General features: G+C 57.4%; 22 protein-coding genes. 12 read left to right on the top strand and 10 right to left on the bottom strand.

The window, feature by feature from the left end; genetic code table 11:
- Positions 1-60: 60 nt before the first annotated feature.
- Together ACF0H7_RS27700 and ACF0H7_RS27695 are read right to left on the bottom strand one after the other, a co-directional pair.
- Positions 61-2,274 (bottom strand): HET-C-related protein, encoded by a 2,214-nt coding sequence (locus ACF0H7_RS27700; RefSeq protein WP_397449997.1) that lies wholly within the window; start codon positions 2,272-2,274, stop codon positions 61-63.
- Positions 2,275-2,501: 227 nt separating this feature from the next.
- Positions 2,502-3,215, bottom strand: coding sequence for an SIMPL domain-containing protein (locus tag ACF0H7_RS27695; RefSeq protein ID WP_397449996.1), 714 nt, complete (start codon positions 3,213-3,215; stop codon positions 2,502-2,504).
- Positions 3,216-3,516: 301 nt separating this feature from the next.
- Between ACF0H7_RS27695 and ACF0H7_RS27690 the strand changes: the two genes are divergently transcribed.
- From ACF0H7_RS27690 to ACF0H7_RS27650, 9 genes are all read left to right on the top strand, one after another.
- Complete coding sequence (locus ACF0H7_RS27690; RefSeq protein WP_397449995.1) at positions 3,517-4,779, top strand: ATP-binding protein; 1,263 nt, start codon at positions 3,517-3,519, stop codon at positions 4,777-4,779.
- Positions 4,772-5,332, top strand: coding sequence for a response regulator transcription factor (locus tag ACF0H7_RS27685; RefSeq protein ID WP_397449994.1), 561 nt, complete (start codon positions 4,772-4,774; stop codon positions 5,330-5,332). Before ACF0H7_RS27690 ends, ACF0H7_RS27685 begins: the two co-directional genes overlap by 8 nt.
- 96 nt (positions 5,333-5,428) lie before the next feature.
- Positions 5,429-7,165 (top strand): ABC transporter ATP-binding protein/permease, encoded by a 1,737-nt coding sequence (locus ACF0H7_RS27680; protein ID WP_397449993.1) that lies wholly within the window; start codon positions 5,429-5,431, stop codon positions 7,163-7,165.
- 99 nt (positions 7,166-7,264) lie between these two features.
- Entirely contained in the window at positions 7,265-8,014 is a 750-nt protein-coding gene (locus ACF0H7_RS27675; protein ID WP_397454039.1) for a FadR/GntR family transcriptional regulator, read from the top strand.
- 269 nt (positions 8,015-8,283) lie between these two features.
- Positions 8,284-9,195 carry a 5-dehydro-4-deoxyglucarate dehydratase gene (gene kdgD / locus ACF0H7_RS27670; protein ID WP_397449992.1) on the top strand — a complete coding sequence of 304 codons (912 nt, stop codon included), beginning with the start codon at positions 8,284-8,286 and terminating at the stop codon, positions 9,193-9,195.
- Positions 9,196-9,271: 76 nt separating this feature from the next.
- Positions 9,272-10,717: an aldehyde dehydrogenase family protein gene (locus tag ACF0H7_RS27665; protein WP_397449991.1), complete on the top strand. Its 1,446-nt coding sequence runs from the start codon at positions 9,272-9,274 to the stop codon at positions 10,715-10,717.
- A 179-nt stretch (positions 10,718-10,896) separates the two neighbouring features.
- Positions 10,897-12,270: an MFS transporter gene (locus ACF0H7_RS27660; RefSeq protein WP_397449990.1), complete on the top strand. Its 1,374-nt coding sequence runs from the start codon at positions 10,897-10,899 to the stop codon at positions 12,268-12,270.
- Positions 12,271-12,280: 10 nt separating this feature from the next.
- Complete coding sequence (gene garD, locus ACF0H7_RS27655; protein ID WP_397449989.1) at positions 12,281-13,834, top strand: galactarate dehydratase; 1,554 nt, start codon at positions 12,281-12,283, stop codon at positions 13,832-13,834.
- Positions 13,835-14,140: 306 nt separating this feature from the next.
- Positions 14,141-14,485 carry a Bro-N domain-containing protein gene (locus ACF0H7_RS27650; protein WP_397449988.1) on the top strand — a complete coding sequence of 115 codons (345 nt, stop codon included), beginning with the start codon at positions 14,141-14,143 and terminating at the stop codon, positions 14,483-14,485.
- Positions 14,486-14,830: 345 nt separating this feature from the next.
- On the opposite strand, the gene ACF0H7_RS27645 is transcribed toward ACF0H7_RS27650, so the two are convergent.
- From ACF0H7_RS27645 to ACF0H7_RS27620, 6 genes are all read right to left on the bottom strand, one after another.
- Positions 14,831-15,403 carry a hypothetical protein gene (locus tag ACF0H7_RS27645; protein ID WP_397449987.1) on the bottom strand — a complete coding sequence of 191 codons (573 nt, stop codon included), beginning with the start codon at positions 15,401-15,403 and terminating at the stop codon, positions 14,831-14,833.
- Between the two features lie 141 nt (positions 15,404-15,544).
- Positions 15,545-16,165, bottom strand: a complete 621-nt coding sequence (locus ACF0H7_RS27640) for a hypothetical protein (protein WP_397449986.1) — start codon at positions 16,163-16,165, stop codon at positions 15,545-15,547.
- 144 nt (positions 16,166-16,309) lie between these two features.
- The gene (locus ACF0H7_RS27635) at positions 16,310-16,930 is read right to left on the bottom strand and encodes a hypothetical protein (RefSeq protein WP_397449985.1); all 621 of its coding nucleotides are present in this window, start codon (positions 16,928-16,930) and stop codon (positions 16,310-16,312) included.
- A complete protein-coding gene (locus ACF0H7_RS27630) occupies positions 16,911-18,092 on the bottom strand; it encodes a hypothetical protein (protein WP_397449984.1) in 1,182 nt (393 codons plus the stop codon). Before ACF0H7_RS27630 ends, ACF0H7_RS27635 begins: the two co-directional genes overlap by 20 nt.
- A gap of 13 nt (positions 18,093-18,105) precedes the next feature.
- A complete protein-coding gene (locus ACF0H7_RS27625) occupies positions 18,106-18,603 on the bottom strand; it encodes an Hcp family type VI secretion system effector (protein WP_397449983.1) in 498 nt (165 codons plus the stop codon).
- A 133-nt stretch (positions 18,604-18,736) separates the two neighbouring features.
- A complete protein-coding gene (locus tag ACF0H7_RS27620) occupies positions 18,737-19,618 on the bottom strand; it encodes a LysR family transcriptional regulator (RefSeq protein WP_397449982.1) in 882 nt (293 codons plus the stop codon).
- Positions 19,619-19,757: 139 nt separating this feature from the next.
- On the opposite strand from ACF0H7_RS27620, the gene ACF0H7_RS27615 reads away from it, so the two are divergent.
- The 3 genes from ACF0H7_RS27615 to catA are packed head-to-tail and all read left to right on the top strand — an operon-like array spanning position 19,758 to position 22,188.
- Positions 19,758-20,906 carry a muconate cycloisomerase family protein gene (locus tag ACF0H7_RS27615; RefSeq protein WP_397449981.1) on the top strand — a complete coding sequence of 383 codons (1,149 nt, stop codon included), beginning with the start codon at positions 19,758-19,760 and terminating at the stop codon, positions 20,904-20,906.
- A gap of 13 nt (positions 20,907-20,919) precedes the next feature.
- Entirely contained in the window at positions 20,920-21,210 is a 291-nt protein-coding gene (gene catC / locus ACF0H7_RS27610) for a muconolactone Delta-isomerase (RefSeq protein WP_397449980.1), read from the top strand.
- Positions 21,211-21,258: 48 nt separating this feature from the next.
- On the top strand, positions 21,259-22,188 hold the full coding sequence (gene catA / locus ACF0H7_RS27605) for a catechol 1,2-dioxygenase (protein ID WP_397449979.1): 930 nt from the start codon (positions 21,259-21,261) through the stop codon (positions 22,186-22,188).
- Positions 22,189-22,386: 198 nt separating this feature from the next.
- Here catA and ACF0H7_RS27600 read toward each other — a convergent pair whose 3' ends face one another.
- Both ACF0H7_RS27600 and ACF0H7_RS27595 read right to left on the bottom strand, forming a co-directional pair.
- A complete protein-coding gene (locus ACF0H7_RS27600) occupies positions 22,387-23,157 on the bottom strand; it encodes an alpha/beta hydrolase family protein (RefSeq protein WP_397449978.1) in 771 nt (256 codons plus the stop codon).
- Complete coding sequence (locus tag ACF0H7_RS27595) at positions 23,141-24,265, bottom strand: DUF3182 family protein (protein WP_397449977.1); 1,125 nt, start codon at positions 24,263-24,265, stop codon at positions 23,141-23,143. The genes ACF0H7_RS27600 and ACF0H7_RS27595 overlap by 17 nt, the downstream gene beginning before the upstream one ends.
- Between the last annotated feature and the right edge of the window lie 191 nt (positions 24,266-24,456).

Raw genomic sequence — 24,456 nt, 5'->3', positions numbered from 1 at the left:
GCACATCGGCCGGGCTGGATGGCCCGACTGATATGCCTTAAAGGAAAGGGGGGTGGTGTATTACGCCCAAGGTTTTATTTTGAAGGGGCCTTTGGCGAAATCGATCCACTTCTTGGGCACCTTGTCGATAAGCACGCCGAGGAACGAATCGCTGGTAATGAAGTTCAGGTAGTCCCTGCCTTCCTTTTCCAAGCGTTGTACCGAGGTTTTGGCTTCATCATGTAAGTGCGCTCGTATCTGATCCAGTTCGCTTTTGATCGTGCTGCGACGAACCTGATCACTATGGGTAATGGCCCAGTGCCTGACGGTGGAGTCTTGCCACGAGCTGTCCATGGGGTGGACAAAATAAGACGTTGCGACCGCAATCGGATCGGCCCCCGGTTTACCGTCCCAGTAGTCGAGCATCGTCTGTGTGACGTTTTTGACCGCCTCGGTTGCCAGCACACCAGCAAGCGCATGCAAGGGATGCTCTGCGTGGTCCTTGGCCAGTTGCGAGTGGGAGGGATCGGTGGAGCCACTGGTGTTGGGGTCTTCACCGATCGATGTCTGGACGTCGTCGATACTGTTACCGATCAAGCGCAGCACGCCCTGCATCATGGTGTTGTAGGCGTTACGCACGACTACCGTAGGCGCACTGGCAGTCCAGAACAGCTTTTCGACCTGCTCGGCAATCGGCAACTTGGCCCATGTGTCACGCGCGAGCAGATAGGCTTCGAAGCCCGTGAGCAGGTGTTGATCCTGATGCTCCGCCAACAGGATTAACATGAGCTGATCCCTCTCCGAGCGATGCCCGGCCTGGGTAGGTTGAAAGTCCGCAGGCTCGGTGGAAAAGAGTATTTTCCCAATAGGATCAGCCAGGCTGGCGAACACATCAGTGGCGCCGAACATGCCCGTGACCAATGGCAAGTGGTGCTTGCACGGGGCTATGGAGGTCCATGGCAATACGTCGAGATGACCTTCCTTGATCAAACTCAGTTCGACGAAATTCGAGTGGGCGAAAAAATCTTCGAGAATATGCAGCGCGGCGCCAAACATACGCAATCCGGCAGGTGTGCGCCGATCACGCATGACCGCACGGAGTTCGTCTTGCATGACGGCGACCGAGCGTTGGATATGGCGCTTCATCGACGTTGCCGGGTCGACTTCCAGTACGGGGTCGCCGGGCATTACCCAAGGTTCGAAGTCCGGGTCGCGGCTGGTGGGGTCGGCCGGTTGTGGGTCCACAACCTTTGGGTTATCGATATGTTGGCTGGGACGATAAACGCCGAGTTTGTCTTGGGTTACCTTGAAGTAGTCGGGCCGGACCTGATTCTGGTTCCAGAACTTTTTCACCGCCAACACGTCGACGATTTTAGTCAGCGCCTCGCGGGAAAAAACGTCCGGGAAGTTTTTGGGCATGGTGGTTGCGCGAACGATCTTGGGGTCAAGCAGTTGCGAGTAATCCCGCAGCCAGTTACCAAAGTAAATGCCGTTAACCTCTGCCTGATGAAAGCCCATCGAGCGTAATATCGCCTCGATGGACTCGTGGGTGAATTTGCCCGGGCCGCCACTTCCGGCCTCAAAGGCTTCAACGAAATCGTCGGCTGCATGTTGGTGTAGCGTCCCGCCTGCCTGGGTCTGGCGGATCAGGTGCATGGCCTTGGCATAGTCAGTGCGAATGACGATGGTGGGGGTGCCGGATGGCGTATAGCGGGCAATCTCCACTTCACGGACATCCAGTGAGTCGAACAGCGCCATGCGATAGGCATGTCTGGAGCCTTCTTCCAGGTGTGCGTCGCTCGCCAGGCTGGACGTGCCATCAGGATTTTTATCCGCCAGATCCTGCCGCAGTACGTTGTCCAGGTGATGGCCGAATTCATGCAGCAGAATAGCCATCAGTTCCCAAGTGGTTTCCGGGCTTTCAATGATGCACTCAAGTGCGATGGGGAAAATGCGCAGGGTGCGGGTTTGATTGTTGTAGTCGGCCGGAAAGACCCCCGTCGATTCCACCCGGTATTCCGGGTTCTTCACGTTCCCGTCGAGCAACGCTTCGTAGAGCTTGAGGTAGGTGTGTGCCGGAATGTCGAAGCCAAAGGTGGGTGCCATGAGCAACAAAAAATCTTTTTGGCTGTTGCGCTTGGCCAGTTCGGTCAGTTGATCCAGTGCGAAGTTGCTATGCAACTGGCCATCGGCATTGCCGAGATGCCTGAAGTTTGATTGACCTTGAACGGCTGGCGAGTGGTGTGGCTGTCGGGCGTTGAAAGCGTTGATGTGGGCGTAGTAACGGGGGTTCATCCGTGATTCCTTCTTGGCATTGGCGCGCGGTCGTGGAGTCTGATGTTCAGAACTGTCAGCGATGCGCAATAGCGGTATGGGCCTAGCAAGGGGAGTTTACGGATGGCGCGGCGGGGGGAAATCAGACAGCGTAGCGGGGCGTGTAGGGCGATGGTAACGCGGTAAAGCGGTATGTCAGCGAGTGGTAACAGAAACGGCGGTAACCCTTGATTACCGCCGTGTGCAGGTTATTGCATCGAGACTTCGATGGTGCCGTCTGCCGTGACGTTGACCTGGCTGGTGCCCGCTTCTACGTCTGGCGCAGGCGCGGCGTCGGCACGAGCGGCTTTCATCATCATCACAGGCCCACGCATGTAGGGTGGCGGGAAACCGGAGCTGTTGAGGTTCAGGTTGACCAGTTTGTAGCTTTTGCCGCCCAAGGCATCGGTGACCAGTTGGGCGCGGGTTTTGAAGGCGGCCACTGCATCTTTGAGCAAGGCGTCTTCGCTGTTTTTACGCGCGGGCGGGGAAATGGCGAAGTCCATACCGGCCATCTTCAAGTCCCCCAGCAACTCTGCGGTCAATTTTGACAGGGCGGCAAAATCCGCGCTTTCCAGGCGCAATTCGGCGTGTTCGCGCCAGCCGGTGATCTTTTGGCCTTTATCGTCGTAGATCGGCGAGCTGTTGCGCGCGCCCTGGCGGATGGTCACTTCCTTGACCTCGCGGGCCTGAGCGACGGCCTTGTTCAGCGACTCGGTGATCTGCGCGGCCAGTTTGGCCGGGTCGTTGTTCTGCGCTTCGCTATATAAAGTCACCATCATCAGATCGCGTGGGACTTCCTGGCTGACTTCGGCGCGCACGGAAACCTGGTTGTAGCGAGGTTCATCGGCCAAGGCGGGGAGGCTGACCAGCGTGGCTATTCCAAGGGCGAGGAGGGTGGCGCTGGGGCGAAAGTTGAACATGAAAACTCCTTGTTATCGAACCATCCGGGGCAAGAGGCCGCCAGGCGGAAAACCATCAGACTGTAGATGATCCTGTCCGGTTCCGTGTAGGCGCGGGCTTGCCCGCGATAAGGCCGGAACGACCTTCCTGCGAGTGTGGATGATTATGGCGCGAGGGCTTCACTCTCGATCGCGGGCAAGCCCGCTCCTACAAAGAATTTTCAGGCGTAGCTGCTGTGGCGTGTTGACGCAGTTTCGCTGTTTTCGCCCCGGCTTGGTTATACTCGCTGCGATTCGCCTGGAGCGCTCATCAGGAGAGCTCATGCTCGCCCCCGTACAACTGCTTTCAGCTACCCGCCAGAACCTCTGGCGCCTGACCCTCATTCGCACGCTGGTACTGGCCGCTCAAGCGGGTTCGGTGGGCGCTGCCTATCTGTTCGACCTGCTGCCCCTGCCGTGGATGCAGTTGGCGATCACCCTCGGTTTTTCCTTTGTATTGTGCGTGCTCACGGCTGTTCGCCTGCGCGCCTCGTGGCCAGTGACCGAGCTGGAGTACGCCGTGCAATTGGCGTTCGACATGCTGATCCACAGCGTGTTGCTGTATTACTCCGGGGGGTCGAGCAACCCGTTCGTCTCTTATTACCTGGTGCCGCTGACCATCGCTGCGGTGACGTTGCCGTGGTTGTACGCGCTGTCGCTTTCGGGGCTGGCGCTGGTCAGCTACACCTTGCTGCTGGTGCAGTTCTATCCCATGGGCACCTTCCCCATCGCTCGTGAAAACCTGCAGATCTACGGCATGTGGCTGAGTTTCGCCCTGTCGGCCTCGGTGATCACCTTCTTTGCCGCGCGGATGGCTGAAGAGTTGCGTCGACAGGAACAACTGCGTTCAGAGCGTCGGGAAGAAGGCTTGCGTGATCAGCAATTGCTGGCCGTCGCGACCCAGGCCGCGGGCGCCGCCCACGAGTTGGGTACACCCTTGGCCACCATGAGCGTGCTGATCAAGGAAATTCGCCAGGACCACAAGGATCCGCTGTTGCAAGAGGATCTGGCCGTGCTGCAAGAGCAGGTTCAGCAGTGCAAGCTGACCCTGCAACAATTGGTGCGTGCGTCTGAGGCCAATCGGCGACTGGCCGTGGAGGAGCGCGACGTGACCGACTGGCTGCACGAAGCGCTGAACCGTTGGCACCTGATGCGCCCCGAAGCCAGTTATCGTTTTCAACTGCTGGGACAGGACGTGGTGCCACGTCTGGCGCCGCCGCAGGATCTGACCCAGGCATTGCTCAACCTATTGAACAACGCGGCCGATGCCTGCCCGGAAGACCTGGCCGTGCAGCTGACTTGGGATGCCGAAGACGTGTGCATCAGCATCCGTGACCACGGCGCTGGCGTACCATTGGCCATCGCCGAACAGATCGGCAAACCGTTTTTTACCACCAAAGGCAAAGGCTTCGGCCTGGGTCTGTTTTTGAGCAAGGCCAGCGTTACCCGCGCCGGTGGCTCGGTAAAGCTCTACCCTCATGAAGAGGGCGGAACGTTGACCGAGCTGCGCCTGCCACGTGATGCCCGAGGAGACAAACATGAGTGATGAGATTCAAGTTGAAGGCGAAGACCTGCCGCATTTACTGCTGGTAGACGATGACGCCACCTTCACCCGCGTGATGGCGCGGGCCATGAGCCGTCGCGGTTTCCGCGTCAGCACCGCCAGCTCTGCCGAGGAAGGACTGGTGTTGGCGCAGCAGGACGTGCCCGAATACGCCGCGCTGGACCTGAAAATGAACGGCGATTCCGGTCTGGTGCTGTTGCCCAAACTGCTGGAAATCGATCCGGAAATGCGCGTGGTGATTCTCACCGGTTATTCGAGCATTGCTACCGCGGTCGAAGCGATCAAGCGCGGCGCCTGCAACTACCTGTGCAAACCGGCCGACGCCGACGACGTGCTGGCCGCCTTGCTCTCCGAGCACGCGGACCTCGACTCCCTGGTGCCAGACAACCCGATGTCGGTGGACCGTTTACAGTGGGAGCATATCCAGCGCGTGCTGACTGAACACGAAGGCAACATCTCGGCGACCGCCCGTGCGCTGGGCATGCATCGCCGGACCTTACAGCGTAAATTGCAGAAGCGTCCCGTACGGCGCTGAACAAGTGCTGAACGAATGTCTTTGGACTTCGCGACGAGTCGAGTCGATCCACTATGATCGGCTCGACGTGTTCTCTATCCCAAACGAGTCTGAACAATGAATCGCAACGCCGAGTATTCCGCGGTCAACGACGCCGTTCGTGGAGAGTTCTTCCGCCGGGTCTGGAAACTGGTCACGCCGTACTGGCGCAGTGAAGAAAAACGCATGGCGTGGGGGTTACTGCTGGCCGTGGTCGCATTGACGCTGTTTAGCGTCGGTGTCTCGGTGGTGATGAACACCTGGTACAAATATTTCTACAACGCGTTGCAGGAGAAAGACCTGGCAGCGTTTACCCAGCAGATTATGTATTTCTGCGGGATTGCCGTGATCGCGATCCTTGCCGGGGTTTACCGACTGTACCTGACGCAGATGCTGACCATTCGCTGGCGTCGTTGGTTGACCGAGCAGCACTTTGCCAAATGGCTCGCGCACAAGAATTACTATCAGCTCGAACAACAGGGTTACACCGATAACCCCGACCAACGGCTGACCGAAGACCTCGATAATTTCACCTCCAACACCTTGGGCCTGTCGCTGGGGTTGTTGCGCACCGTGGTCAGCATGGTGTCGTTCTCGATCATTCTGTGGGGCGTATCGGGCAGTATCGAGGTCATGGGAATCACCATTCCCGGCTATATGTTCTGGGCAGCTTTAATCTACGCGGCAGTTGGCAGCTGGTTGACGCACAAGGTCGGGCAACGCCTGATCGGCTTGAACAACCAACAGCAACGTTACGAAGCCGACCTGCGTTTCGCGCTGATTCGGGTGCGTGAAAACGCTGAAAGCATCGCGTTCTCTAACGGTGAGACCAACGAGAAACAGCGTCTAAGCAGCCGCTTCGGGATGATCTGGAGCAACTACTGGAACATCATGAAGGTCTCGAAACGCCTGACCTTCTTCACCAGTGGCTATTCCCAGATCGCTTCCATTTTCGGCATCGTGGTTGCTGCACCGCGCTACTTCTCCGGTGCCATTGAATTGGGCGGGCTGATGCAAATCAACTCGGCATTCGGCAGCGTGCAGGAGAACTTCAGCTGGTTCATCGATGCCTATACCTCGTTAGCCTCATGGCGTGCTACCAGTGATCGTCTGCTGAGCTTCCGTCAAGGCATGACCGAAAACGAAACCCATACCTCGACCATTAATGTAAGTCGCGAAGGCAAGGGCCTCAGCTTTGAAAATCTCGCGCTGAAGCTGGCAGATGGCCGCGACCTGTTGGTCAATGCCAATCTGGACATCGACCAAGGTGACCGAATCATGCTCAGTGGTCGGTCTGGCAGCGGTAAAAGCACCTTGCTGCGCGCATTGGGTGGCTTGTGGCAGAACGGCGATGGTCGCGTAAGGTTGCCTTCCGAGCGCTATTTGTTCCTGCCGCAACGGCCGTATTTGCCCATCGGCACGCTGCGCGAAGCGTTAAGTTATCCACAGGCGCCGGACGCTTATCCTGCCGAGCGCTTCGCTCAAGTGCTGGAAATCTGCCGTTTGGGTCACCTGGTTCCACGCCTGGATGAAAGCAATCACTGGCAACGCATGTTGTCGCCGGGTGAGCAGCAACGCGTCGCTTTCGCCCGTGCCTTGCTCTATGCGCCAAGCTGGCTGTACATGGACGAAGCGACTTCGGCCATGGACGAAGAAGACGAAGCGGTGCTTTATCAGGCGCTGATCGACGAATTGCCGGACGTAACCCTGATCAGCGTCGGCCATCGCAGCAGCCTCAAACGCTTCCATCGCCGGCATTTGCGCATCGACGGTGGGCATTTGCGTGAGCAACCGCACCCCGAGCCTGTGGTGTAAAGTGACGGCCTGAAAACGACCGGGTTTTTACGAATGTTATCGTACAACCCGGTTGCGCTATGATGTGTGCTTATTACCGCCTTGAGATAGATGTTCGATATGGATAACCAGAGCCCTGCGCCCCGTGTTCGCAGAAAGCACCGCAGCCTCGCCCAGGAGTTGGTCACCGAACTTTCCGAGCGGATTCGCGACGGGCAATTGAAACGCGGAGACAAGCTGCCAACCGAGTCGGCGATCATGCAAGAGCAGGGCGTCAGCCGTACTGTGGTGCGTGAAGCGATCTCGCGCCTGCAAGCTTCCGGCCTGGTGGAAACCCGCCATGGCATAGGTACTTTCGTGCTGGATACGCCGAGCCCGAGTGGTTTCCGTATCGATCCGGCGACCATCGTCACGTTGCGTGACGTACTGGCAATTCTCGAATTGCGCATCAGCCTGGAAGTGGAGTCCGCAGGACTGGCGGCGCAACGTCGTACGCCGGAACAACTGGCGGCGATGCGCTCGGCACTGGATGCGTTGGTTGAAAGCGCGTCCCGCTCGGGCGATGCCGTGGCGTCGGACTTCCAGTTCCACTTGCAGATTGCCCTGTCCACCGGCAACCGCTACTTCGTCGACATCATGACCCACCTGGGCACCAGCATCATTCCGCGTACCCGGCTGAACTCGGCGCGTCTGGCCCATGATGACCAGCAGCACTATATGAATCGCCTGAGCCGCGAGCACGAAGAAATTTTCGACGCCATCGCTCGCCAGGACTCCGACGCCGCCCGGGCGGCCATGCGCCTTCACCTGACCAACAGCCGCGAACGGTTGCGCCATGCGCATGAAGAGGCGGAGCAGCAGCAAGCCTGAGTTCCTGCCCAAACCTATCTTCTGTAGGAGCGGGCTTGCCCGCGATCAGCTTGACGCGGCGTGTCAGGCACGCCGCCATCGCGGCGGTGCGGCGATCCGACAAGCCCACTCCTACATTTTATGACCGCTGATCGCCGTTCACCCCCCACCGATAAAATTTCCTGCTCGTACCTATTGAGTCATCTTATTTTCAGTTGTACGATGACATACAACATCAGTTCAGCACTGGTGTGCTTCCTCCACATTTGGCTATCCAGGGTGTTCGAATAATGAATCCACAAGAACTGAAGTCCATCCTCTCTGAAGGTCTGCTGTCTTTCCCTGTCACCGACTTCAATGCCCAGGGCGACTTCCATCGCGCTGGTTACATCAAGCGTCTCGAGTGGTTGGCCCCGTACGGCGCCAGCGCTCTGTTTGCCGCAGGCGGCACCGGTGAGTTCTTCTCCCTGGCAGCCAGCGAATATTCCGAAGTCATCAAGACTGCCGTCGACACCTGCGCCACTAGCGTGCCAATCCTCGCCGGTGTCGGTGGTTCGACCCGCCAGGCGATCGAATACGCTCAAGAAGCCGAGCGTCTGGGCGCCAAAGGCCTGCTGTTGCTGCCGCACTACCTGACTGAAGCGAGCCAGGACGGTGTTGCCGCTCACGTAGAAGCAGTCTGCAAATCGGTCAAAATCGGCGTGATCGTCTACAACCGTAACGTGAGCCGCCTGACTGCTCCGCTGCTGGAAAAACTGGCTGATCGCTGCCCGAACCTGATCGGTTACAAAGACGGCCTGGGCGATATCGAATTGATGGTTTCGATCCGCCGCCGTCTGGGCGACCGTTTCAGCTACCTGGGTGGTTTGCCGACCGCTGAAGTCTACGCCGCGGCCTATAAGGCGTTGGGCGTTCCGGTCTACTCCTCGGCGGTGTTCAACTTCCTGCCGAAAATGGCCATGGACTTCTACCACGCCATCGCGCGTGACGATCACGCTACCGTTGGCAAGCTGATCGACGATTTCTTCCTGCCGTACCTGGACATCCGTAACCGTAAATCGGGCTACGCGGTGAGCATCGTTAAAGCCGGCGCGAAAATCGCTGGTTACGACGCCGGTCCAGTACGTACCCCGCTGACCGACCTGACGCCAGAAGAGATTGAAATGCTCGCAGCGCTGATGGACAAGCAGGGCGCGCAATAACAGATCAAGCAATTCAAGACCGCTGAGCAATCAGCGGTTTTTTGCCTTTAGATTCCCTGCCTTCAGGAGCGTATTCGTGTCTGATTCAAAGCGTTTTGATAACTACATCGGTGGCGAGTGGGTTGCCGGTGCGACCTATTCCGACAACATCAACCCGTCTGATCTGTCTGACGTTATCGGTCAGTACGCTCAAGCTGACGTGGCGCAAGTCAACGCTGCCATCGACGCTGCCCGTGCTGCATTCCCGGCCTGGTCGACCTCCGGCATTCAGTCGCGCAGCGACTCGCTGGACAAAGTCGGCAGCGAAATCCTCGCGCGTCGCGAAGAACTCGGCACCTTGCTGGCTCGTGAAGAAGGCAAAACCTTGCCGGAAGCGATTGGCGAAGTGACCCGCGCCGGTAACATCTTCAAATTCTTCGCTGGCGAATGCCTGCGTCTGGCGGGCGAATACATCCCGTCGGTACGTCCGGGTGTCAACGTTGAAGTGACTCGCGAAGCGCTGGGCGTGGTCGGTCTGATCACTCCATGGAACTTCCCGATTGCCATTCCGGCGTGGAAAATCGCGCCAGCGCTGGCTTACGGCAACTGCGTCGTGATCAAGCCGGCTGACCTGGTTCCGGGTTGCGCCTGGGCCATCGCCGAAATCATCTCCCGCGCGGGCTTCCCGGCTGGCGTGTTCAACCTGGTGATGGGCAGCGGCCGTGTGGTTGGCGACGTGATCGTCAAGAGCCGTAAGGTCGATGGCATCAGCTTCACCGGTTCGGTCGGTGTCGGTCGTCAGATCGCTTCCGATTGCATCGCGCGTCAAGCCAAAGTGCAGCTGGAAATGGGCGGCAAAAACCCACAGGTCATCCTCGACGACGCTGATCTCAAGCAAGCGGTCGAGCTGTCGGTACAGAGCGCGTTCTACTCCACGGGTCAGCGTTGCACGGCTTCCAGCCGCTTCATCGTTACTGCCGGTATCCACGACAAGTTCGTTGAAGCCATGGCCGAGCGCATGCGTTCGATCAAGGTCGGTCACGCCCTGCAGTCGGGTATCGACATTGGTCCAGTAGTGTCCAAGGCTCAGTTGCAGCAGGATCTGGACTACGTTGCGATCGCACAGAACGAAGGCGCACGCCTGGTGACTGGCGGTGACTTGGTTACGTGCGACACTGAAGGTTACTTCCTGGCGCCGACCCTGTTCTCGGACAGCACCGCCGAGATGCGCATCAGCAAAGAAGAAGTCTTCGGCCCGGTGGCGAACATCGTCCGCGTTGCTGATTACGAAGCTGCGCTGGCCATGGCCAACGACACCGAATTCGGTCTGTCGGCCGGTATCGCTACCACCTCGTTGAAGTATGCCAACCATTTCAAGCGTCACTCCCAGGCCGGGATGGTGATGGTCAACCTGCCAACCGCAGGTGTCGATTACCACGTGCCGTTTGGTGGTCGTAAAGGTTCGTCCTACGGTTCGCGCGAGCAGGGTCGCTATGCGCAAGAGTTCTACACCGTAGTGAAAACCAGCTACATCGGTTCGTAACAGCCAAAGCCGGGCTCTATGTAGGAGCTGCCGCAGGCTGCGATAAGGTCGGAACGACCTTCAGAAATTGCCATTTCAGCGACCGCTTCGCGGTCGATCGCAGCCTTCGGCAGCTCCTACTTGGCTACACGTAAAAATGCTTACCCGCGTAAAAAAATAAATAGTGGGAGTACATCTACATGCAACAAACCAAGCCGACCCACGTCCGCTATTTGATATTGCTCATGCTTTTCCTGGTGACCACGATCAACTATGCCGACCGTGCCACCATCGCTATCGCGGGCTCCAGCCTGCAAAAAAGTCTTGGCATTGACGCCGTCACCCTCGGTTTTATCTTCTCCGCTTTTGGCTGGGCCTATGTGGCCGGTCAGATTCCCGGCGGCTGGCTGCTCGACCGTTTCGGTTCGAAGAAAGTCTACGCCCTGAGCATTTTCACCTGGTCGCTGTTCACCGTGCTGCAAGGCTATGTCGGTGAGTTTGGCGTCTCGACCGCTATCGTCGCGCTGTTCATGTTGCGCTTCCTGGTGGGCCTGGCCGAAGCGCCGTCCTTCCCGGGCAACGCGCGCATCGTCGCCGCCTGGTTCCCCACCGCAGAACGCGGCACCGCCTCGGCAATTTTCAACTCTGCGCAATATTTCGCCACCGTGCTGTTCGCACCGCTGATGGGCTGGATCGTGTTTAGCTTCGGCTGGCAGCACGTGTTCGTGGTCATGGGCGGTGTCGGCCTGGTGTTCTCGGCGATCTGGCTGAAAGTTATCCACAGCCCGCGCAATCACCCCATGATCAACGATGCCGAGTTCCAGCACATCGCCAGCAACGGCGGCATGGTCGACATGGATCAGGACAAAGGCAAAGGCGCCAGCGGCGGTCCGAAATGGGACTACGTGCGTCAGTTGCTGACCAATCGCATGATGCTCGGCGTGTACCTGGGCCAATATTGCATCAACGGCATCACCTACTTCTTCCTCACCTGGTTCCCGGTGTACCTGGTGCAAGAACGTGGCATGACCATCCTCAAGGCTGGTTTCATTGCTTCGTTGCCGGCGATCTGCGGTTTCATCGGTGGTGTGCTGGGTGGGATCATATCCGACTACCTGCTGCGCAAAGGCCACTCGCTGACGTTCGCACGCAAGCTGCCGATCATCGGCGGTTTACTGCTCTCTACGACTATCGTGGCCTGTAACTACGTGGACATCGAATGGATAGTTGTCGGCGTAATGGCCCTCGCATTCTTCGGTAAAGGCGTGGGCGCGCTGGGTTGGGCCGTGGTCTCCGACACCTCGCCAAAGCAGATCGCCGGTTTGAGCGGTGGCCTGTTCAACATGTTCGGCAACATCGCGTCGATCACCACTCCGATCGTGATTGGCTACATCATCAGCTCCACCGGCTCGTTCAAATGGGCCCTGGTGTTCGTCGGCGCCAACGCGCTGGTGGCGGTGATCAGCTATGTGTTCATCGTGGGCGAGATCAAACGTGTGGAATTGAAAGAGCCTCCAATGAAGGGGCCAGCGCTCGGCGGCAATGCCGACAAGCTTTCTCAAGCAAAATCCTGAGGAAACCGTGATGAACCTGATTCAACATGCCGATTCGCCGCGTTACATCCAGCTCAATGAACTGGATAACGTGGTCGTCGTGGTCAACGACCAGGGCGTGCCTGCCGGCACCCGGTTCGACAACGGCCTGGTCACCCGCGATAACGTGCCGCAAAGCCACAAGGTCAGCCTGGTGGACATCGCTGAAGGCGCGCCAATCATTCGTTACGGGCAAACCATTGGTTACGCCTTGCAGGCCATCCCGGCCGGCAGTTGGGTCAGGGAAGATCAATTGCGCATGCCGACCGCGCCGCCGCTGGACAGCCTGCCGCTGTCCACCGACGTGCCGGAGCGCGGCGCGCCGCTGGAAGGCTTCACCTTCGAGGGCTATCGCAACGCTGACGGCACCGTCGGCACGCGCAACATCCTCGGCATCACCACCACCGTGCAGTGTGTGACCGGCGTGCTCGACCATGCGGTCAAGCGCATCCGCGATGAACTGCTGCCCAACTACCCGAACGTCGATGACGTGGTCGCCCTCACGCACAGCTACGGCTGCGGCGTGGCCATCACCGCCACCGACGCGTACATCCCGATCCGCACCGTGCGCAACCTGGCGCGCAACCCGAACCTGGGTGGCGAAGCGTTGGTGATCAGCCTGGGCTGCGAGAAATTGCAGGCCGGGCAAGTCATGCACGAAGACGATGCCTCGGTGGACCTCAGCGAGCCGTGGTTGTATCGCCTTCAGGATTCGAGCCACGGCTTCAACGAAATGATCGAACAGATCATGGAATTGGCCGAAACCCGCCTGAAAAAACTCGATCAGCGCCGTCGCGAAACGGTGCCGGCGTCCGAGCTGATTCTCGGCATGCAATGCGGCGGCAGCGACGCCTTCTCTGGCATCACCGCCAACCCGGCATTGGGCTTCGCCTCGGACCTGCTATTGCGCGCTGGCGCGACGGTGATGTTCTCCGAAGTGACCGAAGTGCGCGACGCGATCTATCTGCTGACCTCACGTGCGGAAACCAAGGAAGTCGCGCAAGAACTGGTCCGCGAAATGGACTGGTACGACCGCTACCTGGCCAAGGGCGAAGCCGACCGCAGCGCCAACACCACGCCGGGCAACAAGAAAGGCGGGTTGTCGAACATCGTCGAGAAGTCCCTGGGCTCTATCGTCAAATCCGGCCGCAGCGCGATCAACGGCGTGCTTGGCCCTGGCGAACGCGTGACGCGCAAAGGCCTGATCTTCTGCGCCACGCCAGCCAGCGACTTCGTCTGCGGCACCTTGCAGTTGGCGGCGGGCATGAACCTGCACGTGTTCACCACCGGTCGCGGCACACCGTACGGCTTGGCCATGGCACCTGTGGTCAAAGTCTCGACCCGTACAGAACTGGCGCAACGCTGGCCAGACCTGATCGACATCGACGCCGGCCGCATCGCGACAGGGCGTGCCAGCATTGAAGACCTGGGTTGGGAGTTGTTCCACTTCTACTTGGACGTCGCCAGCGGCAAGAAAAAAACCTGGACCGAACACTACCGCCTGCACAACGACATCACCCTGTTCAACCCGGCGCCGATTACCTGATAGTCCTGTGGCGCCTGACACCCCTGTGTCAGGCGCCAGCACTGTAGGAGTCGGGCTTGCCCGCGATAGCGGCCTGCCAGGCACTGAAGATTCTCTACCCAATCCAGAATCCTCCAGCGATTCACGTTCACATCCCGACACACCTCCCCGACATCTGTCGGATTGACTCATTTCCCCGCCTGCCCGATAGTGCCGCCCGAGCCTAAGAACTCATTAAACCCCGTTCTCCCGCCACGACAGACAGCGGTTTTTTTGCGCCCACCCTAAGCTCGCTTATCGGTAAAAGGGCCAACAAGGACAGACCGCATGGAACAGCGCTTCGAACCCCACGTCTTCACCCGCCACACACTCAAACTCCACGCCCTGATCATCGAACGCCAAGCCTGGTTCTGCGCTCGCGACATCGGGCGATTGATGGGGATGTTCTTCCACGACCGCATCACCCTAAAACTCGCCCCCGACCAACGCCGCAGCGTGATGTTGCGTTACTACGACGAGTACAAGGAAGTGCAGGTGATCAGCGAATCTGGCGTCTACGCGATGCTGATCTACCACCACCACCCGGAAAACCAGCCACTGGGGCAATGGCTGACCTATCACGTCCTGCCACTGCTACACGACGCCCGCACGCCTGAACGCCTGAACGCCTGAACGCAACAACGCACCCACGGCAGGTTTGCTGGAATGGCAAGGGGCAGAGATGAGCGTGCTGCATTGGCAGAATGAGCCATGGATTCGGTTACGGGATATGCCGAGTTTGTTGCCGGGGCGGGACATGGCACGTGCTAGTGGGTGGTGGGGGAGGGTTTGGCGGGGGAATTGGCTGAGGACTTAATAGTGTTCCGACAATGATAGGTTCGCCGGGATAGGAGCGTAGCGGGAGCATAGGTATGGGCCGTGCCTACACATTTGCATAGGCACGAACTTCATTGGGCAAAGAGCGCTGGAATCATGCGATTCTGAATATCCTATGCTCCAGAGCTCCCACTGGTTGCTTTACTGTGGAACCGGACAACTTTTGATCGCTGCATTCAAGGCTTTGTTGTGGTTGACATGGGTAACAGGATTATAGGGTTGGATGAGGAGACTTAAACTAGAGGTGCCTCTCTCAAAAAACTGCGTGACAATTATTATCCATTGGCGTTGCTCATGCGTGGAAATCATTTCGAAGATGTGGGCCATCAATTTGCTGTCTTCGCCAAGGGCTGAGACCCGATACTTTAGATTTTTGTACCAATCAGAAACACCAGTAGTAGTCTCCAAAGCTTTGGCGGCGGGTAACACATCGTCCTCATCCAATAATGGATTGATAATGGCCAGTTTCTCCGAACTCGTCAGGGCATTGATTGGAACTGGAATCGGCTCGCGACTGATCAATAATGAAGAGCTGCAGTCGAAGACCCATTTTCCGGTCTGTACATAGTGATCTGCATCAATAGTAACGCCATTACCAATATCCATTTTGAATGCACTTGAGGTGTCCCCAAAGCCATAACAGTTGGCCAACAGAAACAGCGAGGCAATAATTGAAATTGGTTTCATCAGCCGTTTACTTAGATAAAAATTCAACAAAACCTCCAAACCCCACTGGCATTTATCCGATATGAAAAAAACTGATCGATCCAATGATTAAACAGTTAAAACCACAACGAGGAAAGTATTTGCAAATGCCCTGCGCAGCCACCGGCCCAGGGCATTGAACGGTGAAGATCAACGCGCTAACCAGGCTATCCCACCGATTAAGGGCAGTTGCGCGTGTTGTAAAACCGGGCAAGTGGTGAGGGCGCTCATTAGAGCTTTGGGGTAATCCACATAGGTTTCGCGATCATAGGGTATAGCTCTTGCTTTGAAGTGGGACCCGTCATAGTGAATTGATTGATCAATTTCCACAGCCCACATTCGACCATTATGACGAGTAATCAAGTAAAAAGTATGCACACTCAATTCGCTGTTTTCACCCAAAGCCGAATAAAGATAGCTTAATTCCTGATACCAGTTTGACACTTCCGTCACTTTCCGAACGACTTCCTTGGCTAACACCTCATCACGTTCATCTAGAACATAGATATTGTGCACGGGTAGCTTTTCGGAATTTGCCAGCTCCGCTATCGGCACGGGCAGCGGCTTACGGCTGATCAATCGAGAATACTCACAGTCAAACACCCATAGCCCGGTTTTTACATAGTCATCCGCATAGATCACTAAGCCGTTACCAAAATCTGTTTTGTATACACTGGTCATTACTTTGACTCCATAGTTGACCCCAGCCAGCAGCAACGGGGCAAAAATTACACTAGCAATCCAGAATCCTTTACTTCGGTAGAAACTCATGATGACCTTCAGGTATCCCCATTGACGAACCACCTCAAATAACCGGACTGGTTACTCCCCATGATTAGATAGTTAACATCGCGACAACCTGTGCGCTCACAATGCCCTGCGCAGCCACCGGCCCAGGGCATTGAACGGTGAAGATCAACGCGCTAACCAGGCTATCCCACCGATTAAGGGCAGTTGCGCGTGTTGTAAAACAGGGCAAGTGGTGAGGGCGCTCATTAGAGCTTTGGGGTAGTCCACGTAGGTGTAGGGGTCATAGGGTCTAGCACTTGCACTGAAGTGGGATCTGCCATAGCGGATTTCTTGATCAATCTCAACAGCCCATAACCGGCCCTCATGGCGGGTAATCAAGTAGAAAGTATGCGAACTCAATTCACTGTTCTCGCCCAAAACCGAATAAAGATAGCTTAATTCCTGATACCAGTTGGACACTTCCGTCACTTTCCGAACGACTTCCTTGGCTAACACCTCATCACGTTTATCTAGAATATAGATACTTTGCACGGGTAGCTTTTCGGAATTTACCAGCTCCGCTATTGGCACGGGCAGCGGCTTACGGCTGATCAAGCGGCGATACTTGCAGTCAAACACCCATAGCCCGCTTTTTACATAATCATCCGCATAGATGACTACGCCGTTCCCCAAATCTTTTTTGAATACACTGGTCATCACTTTAACTCCATAGTTGACCCCGAGCAGCAGTAACGGGGCAAAAATTACACTAGCAATCCAGAATTCTTTACTTCGGTAGAAACTCATGATGACCTTCAGGCACAACGCGTGGAGAATTTCCGGAAACCACCGGATTCATGGCGCCCATTACCTGGTACGTGAAATCGAAAGCCCTGTCGGTTTCCCTTCGCTCTTTTGCCAGCTTTACCCACCTCTTGCACCATCCATCTCCGTGTGCGGTGTCATCACTGTCCCCACAAACAATCGCTAATTTGCGTTGTTCAAACGAACCCCAAGTATTTTTGTAATCCGAGCGCCGGATATAAGCACGCACCGTGATCCGCAAATGATTGGCCAGCAATTGTGCGAGGCTTTCATTGGTCTGCGGATAGAACTGAACGCCTTCTTCGACAGGCCAATCCGGGCGGTTGCCCATGCCGGTTCGGCAGGCGTAGCTGTCAAGCTGTGCCGTGGCGAGGAATGCCGAAGGCGATAGCTGGGTGTGATTGAGCACATTGAGGGACATCGCCTCATCTGCGGGCAACTCGTAGCCGAAGGCCACACGGTGCGGTACGCCATGGCTGTATAACGACAGGTGTTCAATCGGTAACTGTCGTCGGTCGTGTCCTGTGTTCAGGTAAGCAATCAACTCCTGAAAATTTGCCACGGTGACAAACGCCGCGCCGTAGCCTTCGGCGGATTTAAGGGCTTTTTCAAGCATCAGAGGGGTATAGGCGGGCGTAAATATCACCAGCGTACGCATCCGGTCCGGGCGGTAGCGCTTGAACATCGCCAACTCAAACACCGCCTGCCCTACGAACATCATCTTGTTGCCTGAGCCGTTGTCATGCTGGCTACCCGCGACCGCAATCAGCTCGGCGGTGAACGGCGTTTGGCTCGCCACGACAGGCGACGTGGACCTTTCTGGCGCTGATGGCTTCCTGGTCCCGACAGCGTTGGCGGCAGCGTTGGTGTAGTCATAATTGGCCCGTTGCTTTTGCACCAACCTGGCGAAATCGTCCCAGTTGAACGCTCGGGATCCACGTTTGAGCAGCACCCATTTACCCTGTCTGATCTGTTCCAGCACTTCGCTGTCCCGGTTTAGGGGCAACCACTGGCGCAGGTCTTTCAGGCCATTGATGTCCTGGCCGGTGGCAATGGCTCGCCCGACCAGCACCACGGCTTCTTCGGGTGGGTAGGCGAACGCGCGTTGATGGTCGGTCAGGTAGCGGTGACTGAGTAACAACATATCGATCTCCCAGTCAGCCCTGGTTCCACTCTTCCATGCCCAGCGTCCGGGCAGTTTCATGGGCCCAACTGATTTTTCGATAAGCGATATGGATGCGTTCCAGGTGAGTCAGCTGGGCACTGGCCGCATCTTGAGAGTGAGGCATCAGCACCTCGATGCCGACGATCACCGCACCCTCCAGTTCGGTGGTGAAGTAGTGCTCCATTCCCCCTTCGCCCACAGTGCGGTACCACTCGAGTCGGCATTGAATGAGTGCTTCGCTGTTACACATGGCGATATTGAGCAGAGGCGTGGATTTGTCGATGACTTTGGTAATGATCAGCGGCTCATGCCGGCGAGCGGCGTATTCACCGCGGCCTTGGACAAAAATGCTGTGGTTGATGGCTTGCACCAGAATTTTATCCTGGTGGTCTTCCTGATAGGCATTGCCCACCGATGCCTTGGAAGATGCACCGGCAGTGATCAAATCTTGGCGAGTACCTTTAATGGTCATGTACGCGGGATATGACATTTGATTGCTCCATCATGTAGGCTGGTCCTTGAGTCAGCGCAATATAATGAAGCGGGATACGGAAATGAGCGTCCTACATAGTAAATAGGAAATCCCTACATATTCGTAGGAGTTTTCATACGAGTCACGATGTCTATCTCCCCAACAACTCCTCAATCAAACTCAAACACTGCGTCACCCCCGGCGTCACATCACCAATCCTGCGGCTCAAAATAATCGGCGACGTCGCATTCGCTTCCAGCAAAGTCGTGTAGCCAATATCCACTCGATGCAGCAACTGCACCGAGGCTGGCACCAGCGTTACGCCAATTCCCGCCCCCACCAAACCTATCGCGGTCTGCATTTCGTTGGTCCATTGCGCGACTTTGATGCTCAGGCCGTGGGCGTCGAACAGGGCGAGGATGTGGTCGGCGTAGCTGGGGCGTGGATTACCGGGGTACAACACAAAAGGCTCGCGAGCCAGTTGCGCGAGGCTGGCGGGGCCGGCGAGCAGTGGGTGGCCGGCGGGGAGGGCGGCTACCAGGCGGTCTTCGATCAGAACGCGTTGGTGTATCGCTGGATCGTCGATGTGAATCCGGCCGAAGCCGATGTCGATGCGTCCGGCTTTCAGCGCCTGAACCTGTTGCAGGGTGGTCATCTCTGACAGGCCTAACTCAAGTTCCAGGTAGTCGTCGCTGCGCAGGCGGCGGATTAACTCCGGTAATACGCCGTACAAGGTCGATGGCGCAAAGCCGATGCCCATCCAGGTTTTTTCCCCGGCTCCGATGCGACGGGTGTTGTCGCAAAGGGTGCCCAACTGATCAAGCAGGGTATGGGAGTGCTCGTAGAAATATCGCCCGGCTTCGGTCAGGCGCAGCGGCCGTCCGCGCTCAAGCAACACCACTCCAAGCTCGTCTTCCAACTGCTGGATCTGTCGGCTCAATGGCGGCTGGGCGATGTGCAGGCGTTCAGCGGCGCGGGTGAAGTTCAGGGTCTCGGCGAGCACCTGGAAGTAGCGCAGATGACGAAGCTCCATGATGTCTCCCTCGGCAACCCCGCGAAATCGGAGTTGCATACCTTTTGAGTATCAAACCAGACCCATTCAATATTGGAAAGCGCGAAATGCTGGGTTCACTATCGAGTCCTGAAAACAAAAGAACCTGATGGGTATTGAAATGACTTCCACCGTGATTGAGTCGCTGCAGACGATCATCGTCGACTTGCCGACCATCCGCCCGCACAAGCTGGCGATGCATACCATGCAGAATCAGACGCTGGTGGTGATCCGCATCCGCTGTTCCGACGGCATTGAAGGTATCGGCGAATCGACCACCATCGGCGGTCTGAGCTACGGCTACGAAAGCCCTGACAGCATCAAGACCAATATCGACGCACATTTGGCGCCGCTGCTGATCGGTCAGGACGCAACCAACATCAATGCCGCAATGTTAAGTCTGGACCGAATCGCCAAGGGCAACACCTTCGCCAAGTCCGGGATCGAAAGCGCGTTGCTCGATGCCCAGGGCAAACGCCTGGGCTTGCCGGTCAGTGAGCTATTGGGCGGTCGAGTTCGTGATGCGCTGCCGGTGGCCTGGACCCTGGCCAGTGGTGATACCGCTCGGGACATCGCCGAGGCAGAAAAAATGCTCGATATCCGCCGCCATCGCATCTTCAAATTGAAGATCGGTGCCGGTGAAGTGAACTCGGATCTAGCCCACGTGATCGCGATCAAACGCGCCTTGGGCGATCGCGCCAGTGTGCGGGTCGACGTTAATCAGGCGTGGGACGAAGCGGTGGCGATTCGTGCCTGCCAGGTGTTGGGTGATAACGGCATCGACCTGATCGAACAACCGATTTCCCGCAACAACCGTTCCGGAATGGCGCGTCTGAATGCGCGCAGCCCGGCGCCGATCATGGCCGACGAGTCCATCGAGTGCGTTGAAGATGCGTTCAACCTGGCCCGCGAGGGCGCGGCGTCGGTATTCGCCCTGAAGATCGCCAAGAACGGCGGCCCCCGTGCTGTGTTGCGCACTGCCGCCATCGCCGAAGCAGCAGGCATTGGCCTGTACGGCGGCACTATGCTCGAAGGCAGCATCGGTACGCTGGCCTCGGCCCATGCGTTCCTGACCCTGGCCAAACTGACCTGGGACACCGAACTGTTCGGCCCGCTACTCCTGACCGAAGATGTGATCAGCGTGCCGTTGGTCTACCGCGATTTCCAGTTGCACATACCGCGCACCCCGGGCCTGGGTTTGAGCCTGGACGAAGAACGCCTGGCGTTCTTCCGCCGCGACAAAACGTCCACTGCCGTCAGTTTTGCCTGAGGAGGCCATCCGTATGTTGTTCCACGTAAAAATGACCGTGAATATTCCGCATGGCGAAGACCCGGAAAAGGTCGCGCGCCTCAAGGCCGAAGAAAAAGCCTTTTCGCAGAGCTTGCAGGACTCCGGCAAGTGGCGGCACCTGTGGCGCATCGCCGGGTTGTACGCCAACTACAGCGTGTTCGATGTCGACAGTGTTGAGGAATTACACGACCTGCTTATGCAGCTGCCGTTGTATCCGTACCTGTCCCTCGAAATAGCTCCGATGTGCCGTCACCCGTCATCGATCCGTGATAACGACCGCTAATTTGGCACCCTGTGCCCACTAATAACTACAAAAGATGAGGAATTAATCATGACTGTCAAAATCTCCCAGACTGAAAGTGTTCAACAGTTTCTCAAGGAAGCCAGCGGCCAACTGAACGACGCCGGCAGCCCACGGGTTAAAACCCTGATACATCGCATTCTGAAAGACACCGTCAAAATCATCGACGACCTGAACGTGACGCCGGAAGAGTTCTGGAAAGCGGTCAACTACTTCAACGAACTGGGCGCGCGCCAAGAAGCGGGCTTGCTGGTCGCCGGTGTGGGCCTGGAACATTACCTCGACCTGGTGATGGACGCGGAAGACGAAGAAGCCGGCAAGACCGGTGGCACCCCGCGCACCATCGAAGGCCCACTGTACGTGGCCGGCGCTCCGCTGAGCAAAAACGAAGCACGCCTGGATGACGGCGCCGATGCTGGCACCGTGTTGTTCATGAAGGGGCAGGTCAAGGACCTCGACGGCAAGCCCGTGGCCAATGCGATTGTCGATGTGTGGCATGCCAACACCGGCGGTACCTATTCGTACTTCGACCCGGCGCAATCCGAATTCAACCTGCGTCGTCGTATCGAAACCGACGCAGAAGGCAACTACCGTTTCCGCAGCATCGTGCCGTCGGGCTACGGCTGCCCACCGGATGGTCCAACCCAGAAGCTGCTCGACCAACTGGGTCGCCACGGCCAGCGTCCGGCGCACATCCACTTCTTTATCTCGGCGCCTGGCCATCGTCACCTGACGACCCAGATCAACCTGTCCGGCGAGCAGTACCTGTACGACGATTTTGCCTACGCCACCCGTGATGAGTTGGTCGCTGAAATTCGCTTCAGTGAAGACCAAGTGGTGGCTCGTTCTTACGGCGTGGAAGGGCGTTTCGCTGAGATCGACTTTGATTTCGCCGTCCAGTCGACTGCGCAGGCTGCAGAGCAAAGCCGTATGGAACGGGTGCGGGCGTTAGAAGATTGATGGTACACGCATCCCTGTAGGAGCTGCCGCAGGCTGCGATCGACTGCGCAGCAGTCGTGTTTTTAGAATGGCTGAAGGTCCTTCGGTCCTTATCGCAGCCTTCGGCAGCGCCTACAGAATCGGGGCCAGCCGCAGATTTTTAATCTGCGCATATCTCTAATGTGAGCCAACTTGTTGGCGAATTGCTTGATGCAGTCGTCAGGAATACGTGGACGAGTGATGCGGATAATCCTCAAGCCGTGCGCCGATCACCATCTCGCTGATCCAGTTGCTCAGCATCGTGCTGTAGGCATGCTGACTGGCGTCCTGGGTTAGCGCATGGTCGGCCCCGTCGACGATGCGGTAGGTCAGTGAATGTGCGGCATAGAACGCAGCGCGGTAACTCATCAATGTCGCGTGGGGCACGTAGTCGTCCTGCTCGGATTCGATCAGCAACACATCCCCCATAAACTCCTTGCAGGCCGCCAGCGCACGGTTATCCGCGGCGGTTACCGCCGAGCGGCGATAGTGCGCAAGTTTGTCGCGATCGAGTTCCTGTTTCGGCATGGTCCAGTCCGCATCCCAGTACAACGCCGGGACGCGTAACGCCAGCCACTTCACTGGACGCATACCGCTCAAGATGGTTGCCAGGTAACCGCCATAGCTGCTGCCGATCACTGCAATCGCGGCGGGGTCGACGGCCGGGTGGGTGACCAGTTGATCGTAGGCGGCGAGTAAGTCTTCGAGGTTATCTTCGCGGGAGGTCACGGCACGTAATTCATGGGTGCGCTCGTGCCCGCGCAGGTCGAAGGTCAGACACACGCAGCCCAGACCGGTAATGTTCTTCGCGCGCGCCAAGTCTCGCTGCTGGCTGCCGCCCCAACCGTGCACAAATAAAATCCCCGGCATTTTGGCGCTGGGTGTCAGCAACGTGCCGGAAATAAATTGGCCATCAACGGGGATTTCGATGTCGTCACTGCTGATGCTCATAGGGCTGGACTCTGGTGTATTTGGTAATGAAACCGACCTCGGGGTCGTTACCCGAATACAACACGCGGGCATCGGCCGGAACGCTGGTTTCGCCATAGACTTCGTGAGTGGAGCAGCGGATGCGCTGTAGCGCGGGATCGGCGGCGAAGGCCATCAGCGCCTCGATCTCTGCTGCACTGGCGCCACCAATCCGCCAGGATTGTTCCAGCACGCCGGAGCACGTCTGGCCCCCGGCGTTTTTGCCTTGGGCGATGTCGTAGTTGCGCCGCGAGGCAAGAAAACCGGGGAAGCAGGCGACGGTGGCCTTTTCGTAGGTGATGGCTTGATCAATCGCGCGTCGGATGGGGGCTTCGATTTCAAGCTTGAGCAACTCGGCGTAGCCACCACGTACCATCCATAACGCTGACCCGGCGTAGACCGTTTCATCGTGATTATCCAGCGTCAGGCGTTGAGTGCCGTAATAGCTGGCGGTGATTCCGGCGAGCTGCACCTGTCCGACACTGTAAGTCACGACATCCTGCAGGTCTTCCTCCAGCACCAGACCCCAGGTGGCGATTTCTCCGAGGTCTTGCCCGGAAATCGCCTCGTTCAGTTGCACCTCGGTGTTGACCACAATCTGCCCGCGTCCAGCGGTGGCCAACACCGGTTTGATCCGCACCGGCCCCTGTTCCAACAACAGGCAGCCCGCGCGCAGGGCATCGACCTGATTGAAGACGGTAAAGCCTTCCAGCACCGCATCGCCAGCCTGTTGGCTAAACGCCACACACCAGGTCTCGGGCCGGGCCGTGGCGTGCTTGAGCAACGGGTGGGAAATAGCCTTGGTGGCCATGAACGGCTGGTCGATCATCCCACCGAAAAAGTCGTTGATTGACTGAATGCCCAAGGCGTCGTTTTGCGCCTGACGGAACAGCGTGTCCGAGGGGATGAAATACAGGCCCGGACCGTGATGCAGCGCAGGGTCATACAGCCCGGCAAACTGTGCGCCCAGCAGATCGGCAATGTTCTTTGCCAGCGCCTGATGCACCGCGACTTCATGAACGGCGAGTTTTTTGTGGGTCGCCAGAAGAACGACTTGGGCCTTTTGGATACTCGTTTGCGCACTGCTCATCGGCACGCGTCCTGTCATGAACATTAGTCGTTTTCAAGCCGGCATTTGCGGTGCCCGGCACTCGCTTATTCATCTAGACGTCTCAGTAAGAGAAGGACGATATCGAAGAGTTCATCGGCATCAGATGAATGGTTTCAGTTAATACCCTTAGTTAGCTAACGGCTTCTTAATATGCAGGGCAGCTCGGGAGA

Source organism: Pseudomonas sp. NA-150, assembly GCF_044336365.1.
In the GTDB taxonomy this organism is placed as follows: Bacteria; Pseudomonadota; Gammaproteobacteria; order Pseudomonadales; family Pseudomonadaceae; genus Aquipseudomonas.
Note: the sequence above shows the minus strand (reverse complement) of the source record. Positions and strands in the feature narration are given on the sequence as shown.

Bases quoted from the DNA above. Each gene is read 5' to 3' on its own strand.
- ACF0H7_RS27700 (WP_397449997.1), bottom strand. From the start codon at position 2,274: ATGAACCCCCGTTACTACGCCCACATCAACGCTTTCAACGCCCGACAG.
- ACF0H7_RS27695 (WP_397449996.1), bottom strand. From the start codon at position 3,215: ATGTTCAACTTTCGCCCCAGCGCCACCCTCCTCGCCCTTGGAATAGCC.
- ACF0H7_RS27690 (WP_397449995.1), top strand. From the start codon at position 3,517: ATGCTCGCCCCCGTACAACTGCTTTCAGCTACCCGCCAGAACCTCTGG.
- ACF0H7_RS27685 (WP_397449994.1), top strand. From the start codon at position 4,772: ATGAGTGATGAGATTCAAGTTGAAGGCGAAGACCTGCCGCATTTACTG.
- ACF0H7_RS27680 (WP_397449993.1), top strand. From the start codon at position 5,429: ATGAATCGCAACGCCGAGTATTCCGCGGTCAACGACGCCGTTCGTGGA.
- ACF0H7_RS27675 (WP_397454039.1), top strand. From the start codon at position 7,265: ATGGATAACCAGAGCCCTGCGCCCCGTGTTCGCAGAAAGCACCGCAGC.
- kdgD (WP_397449992.1), top strand. From the start codon at position 8,284: ATGAATCCACAAGAACTGAAGTCCATCCTCTCTGAAGGTCTGCTGTCT.
- ACF0H7_RS27660 (WP_397449990.1), top strand. From the start codon at position 10,897: ATGCAACAAACCAAGCCGACCCACGTCCGCTATTTGATATTGCTCATG.
- garD (WP_397449989.1), top strand. From the start codon at position 12,281: ATGAACCTGATTCAACATGCCGATTCGCCGCGTTACATCCAGCTCAAT.
- ACF0H7_RS27650 (WP_397449988.1), top strand. From the start codon at position 14,141: ATGGAACAGCGCTTCGAACCCCACGTCTTCACCCGCCACACACTCAAA.
- ACF0H7_RS27640 (WP_397449986.1), bottom strand. From the start codon at position 16,165: ATGAGTTTCTACCGAAGTAAAGGATTCTGGATTGCTAGTGTAATTTTT.
- ACF0H7_RS27635 (WP_397449985.1), bottom strand. From the start codon at position 16,930: ATGAGTTTCTACCGAAGTAAAGAATTCTGGATTGCTAGTGTAATTTTT.
- ACF0H7_RS27630 (WP_397449984.1), bottom strand. From the start codon at position 18,092: ATGTTGTTACTCAGTCACCGCTACCTGACCGACCATCAACGCGCGTTC.
- ACF0H7_RS27625 (WP_397449983.1), bottom strand. From the start codon at position 18,603: ATGTCATATCCCGCGTACATGACCATTAAAGGTACTCGCCAAGATTTG.
- ACF0H7_RS27620 (WP_397449982.1), bottom strand. From the start codon at position 19,618: ATGGAGCTTCGTCATCTGCGCTACTTCCAGGTGCTCGCCGAGACCCTG.
- ACF0H7_RS27615 (WP_397449981.1), top strand. From the start codon at position 19,758: ATGACTTCCACCGTGATTGAGTCGCTGCAGACGATCATCGTCGACTTG.
- catC (WP_397449980.1), top strand. From the start codon at position 20,920: ATGTTGTTCCACGTAAAAATGACCGTGAATATTCCGCATGGCGAAGAC.
- catA (WP_397449979.1), top strand. From the start codon at position 21,259: ATGACTGTCAAAATCTCCCAGACTGAAAGTGTTCAACAGTTTCTCAAG.
- ACF0H7_RS27600 (WP_397449978.1), bottom strand. From the start codon at position 23,157: ATGAGCATCAGCAGTGACGACATCGAAATCCCCGTTGATGGCCAATTT.
- ACF0H7_RS27595 (WP_397449977.1), bottom strand. From the start codon at position 24,265: ATGAGCAGTGCGCAAACGAGTATCCAAAAGGCCCAAGTCGTTCTTCTG.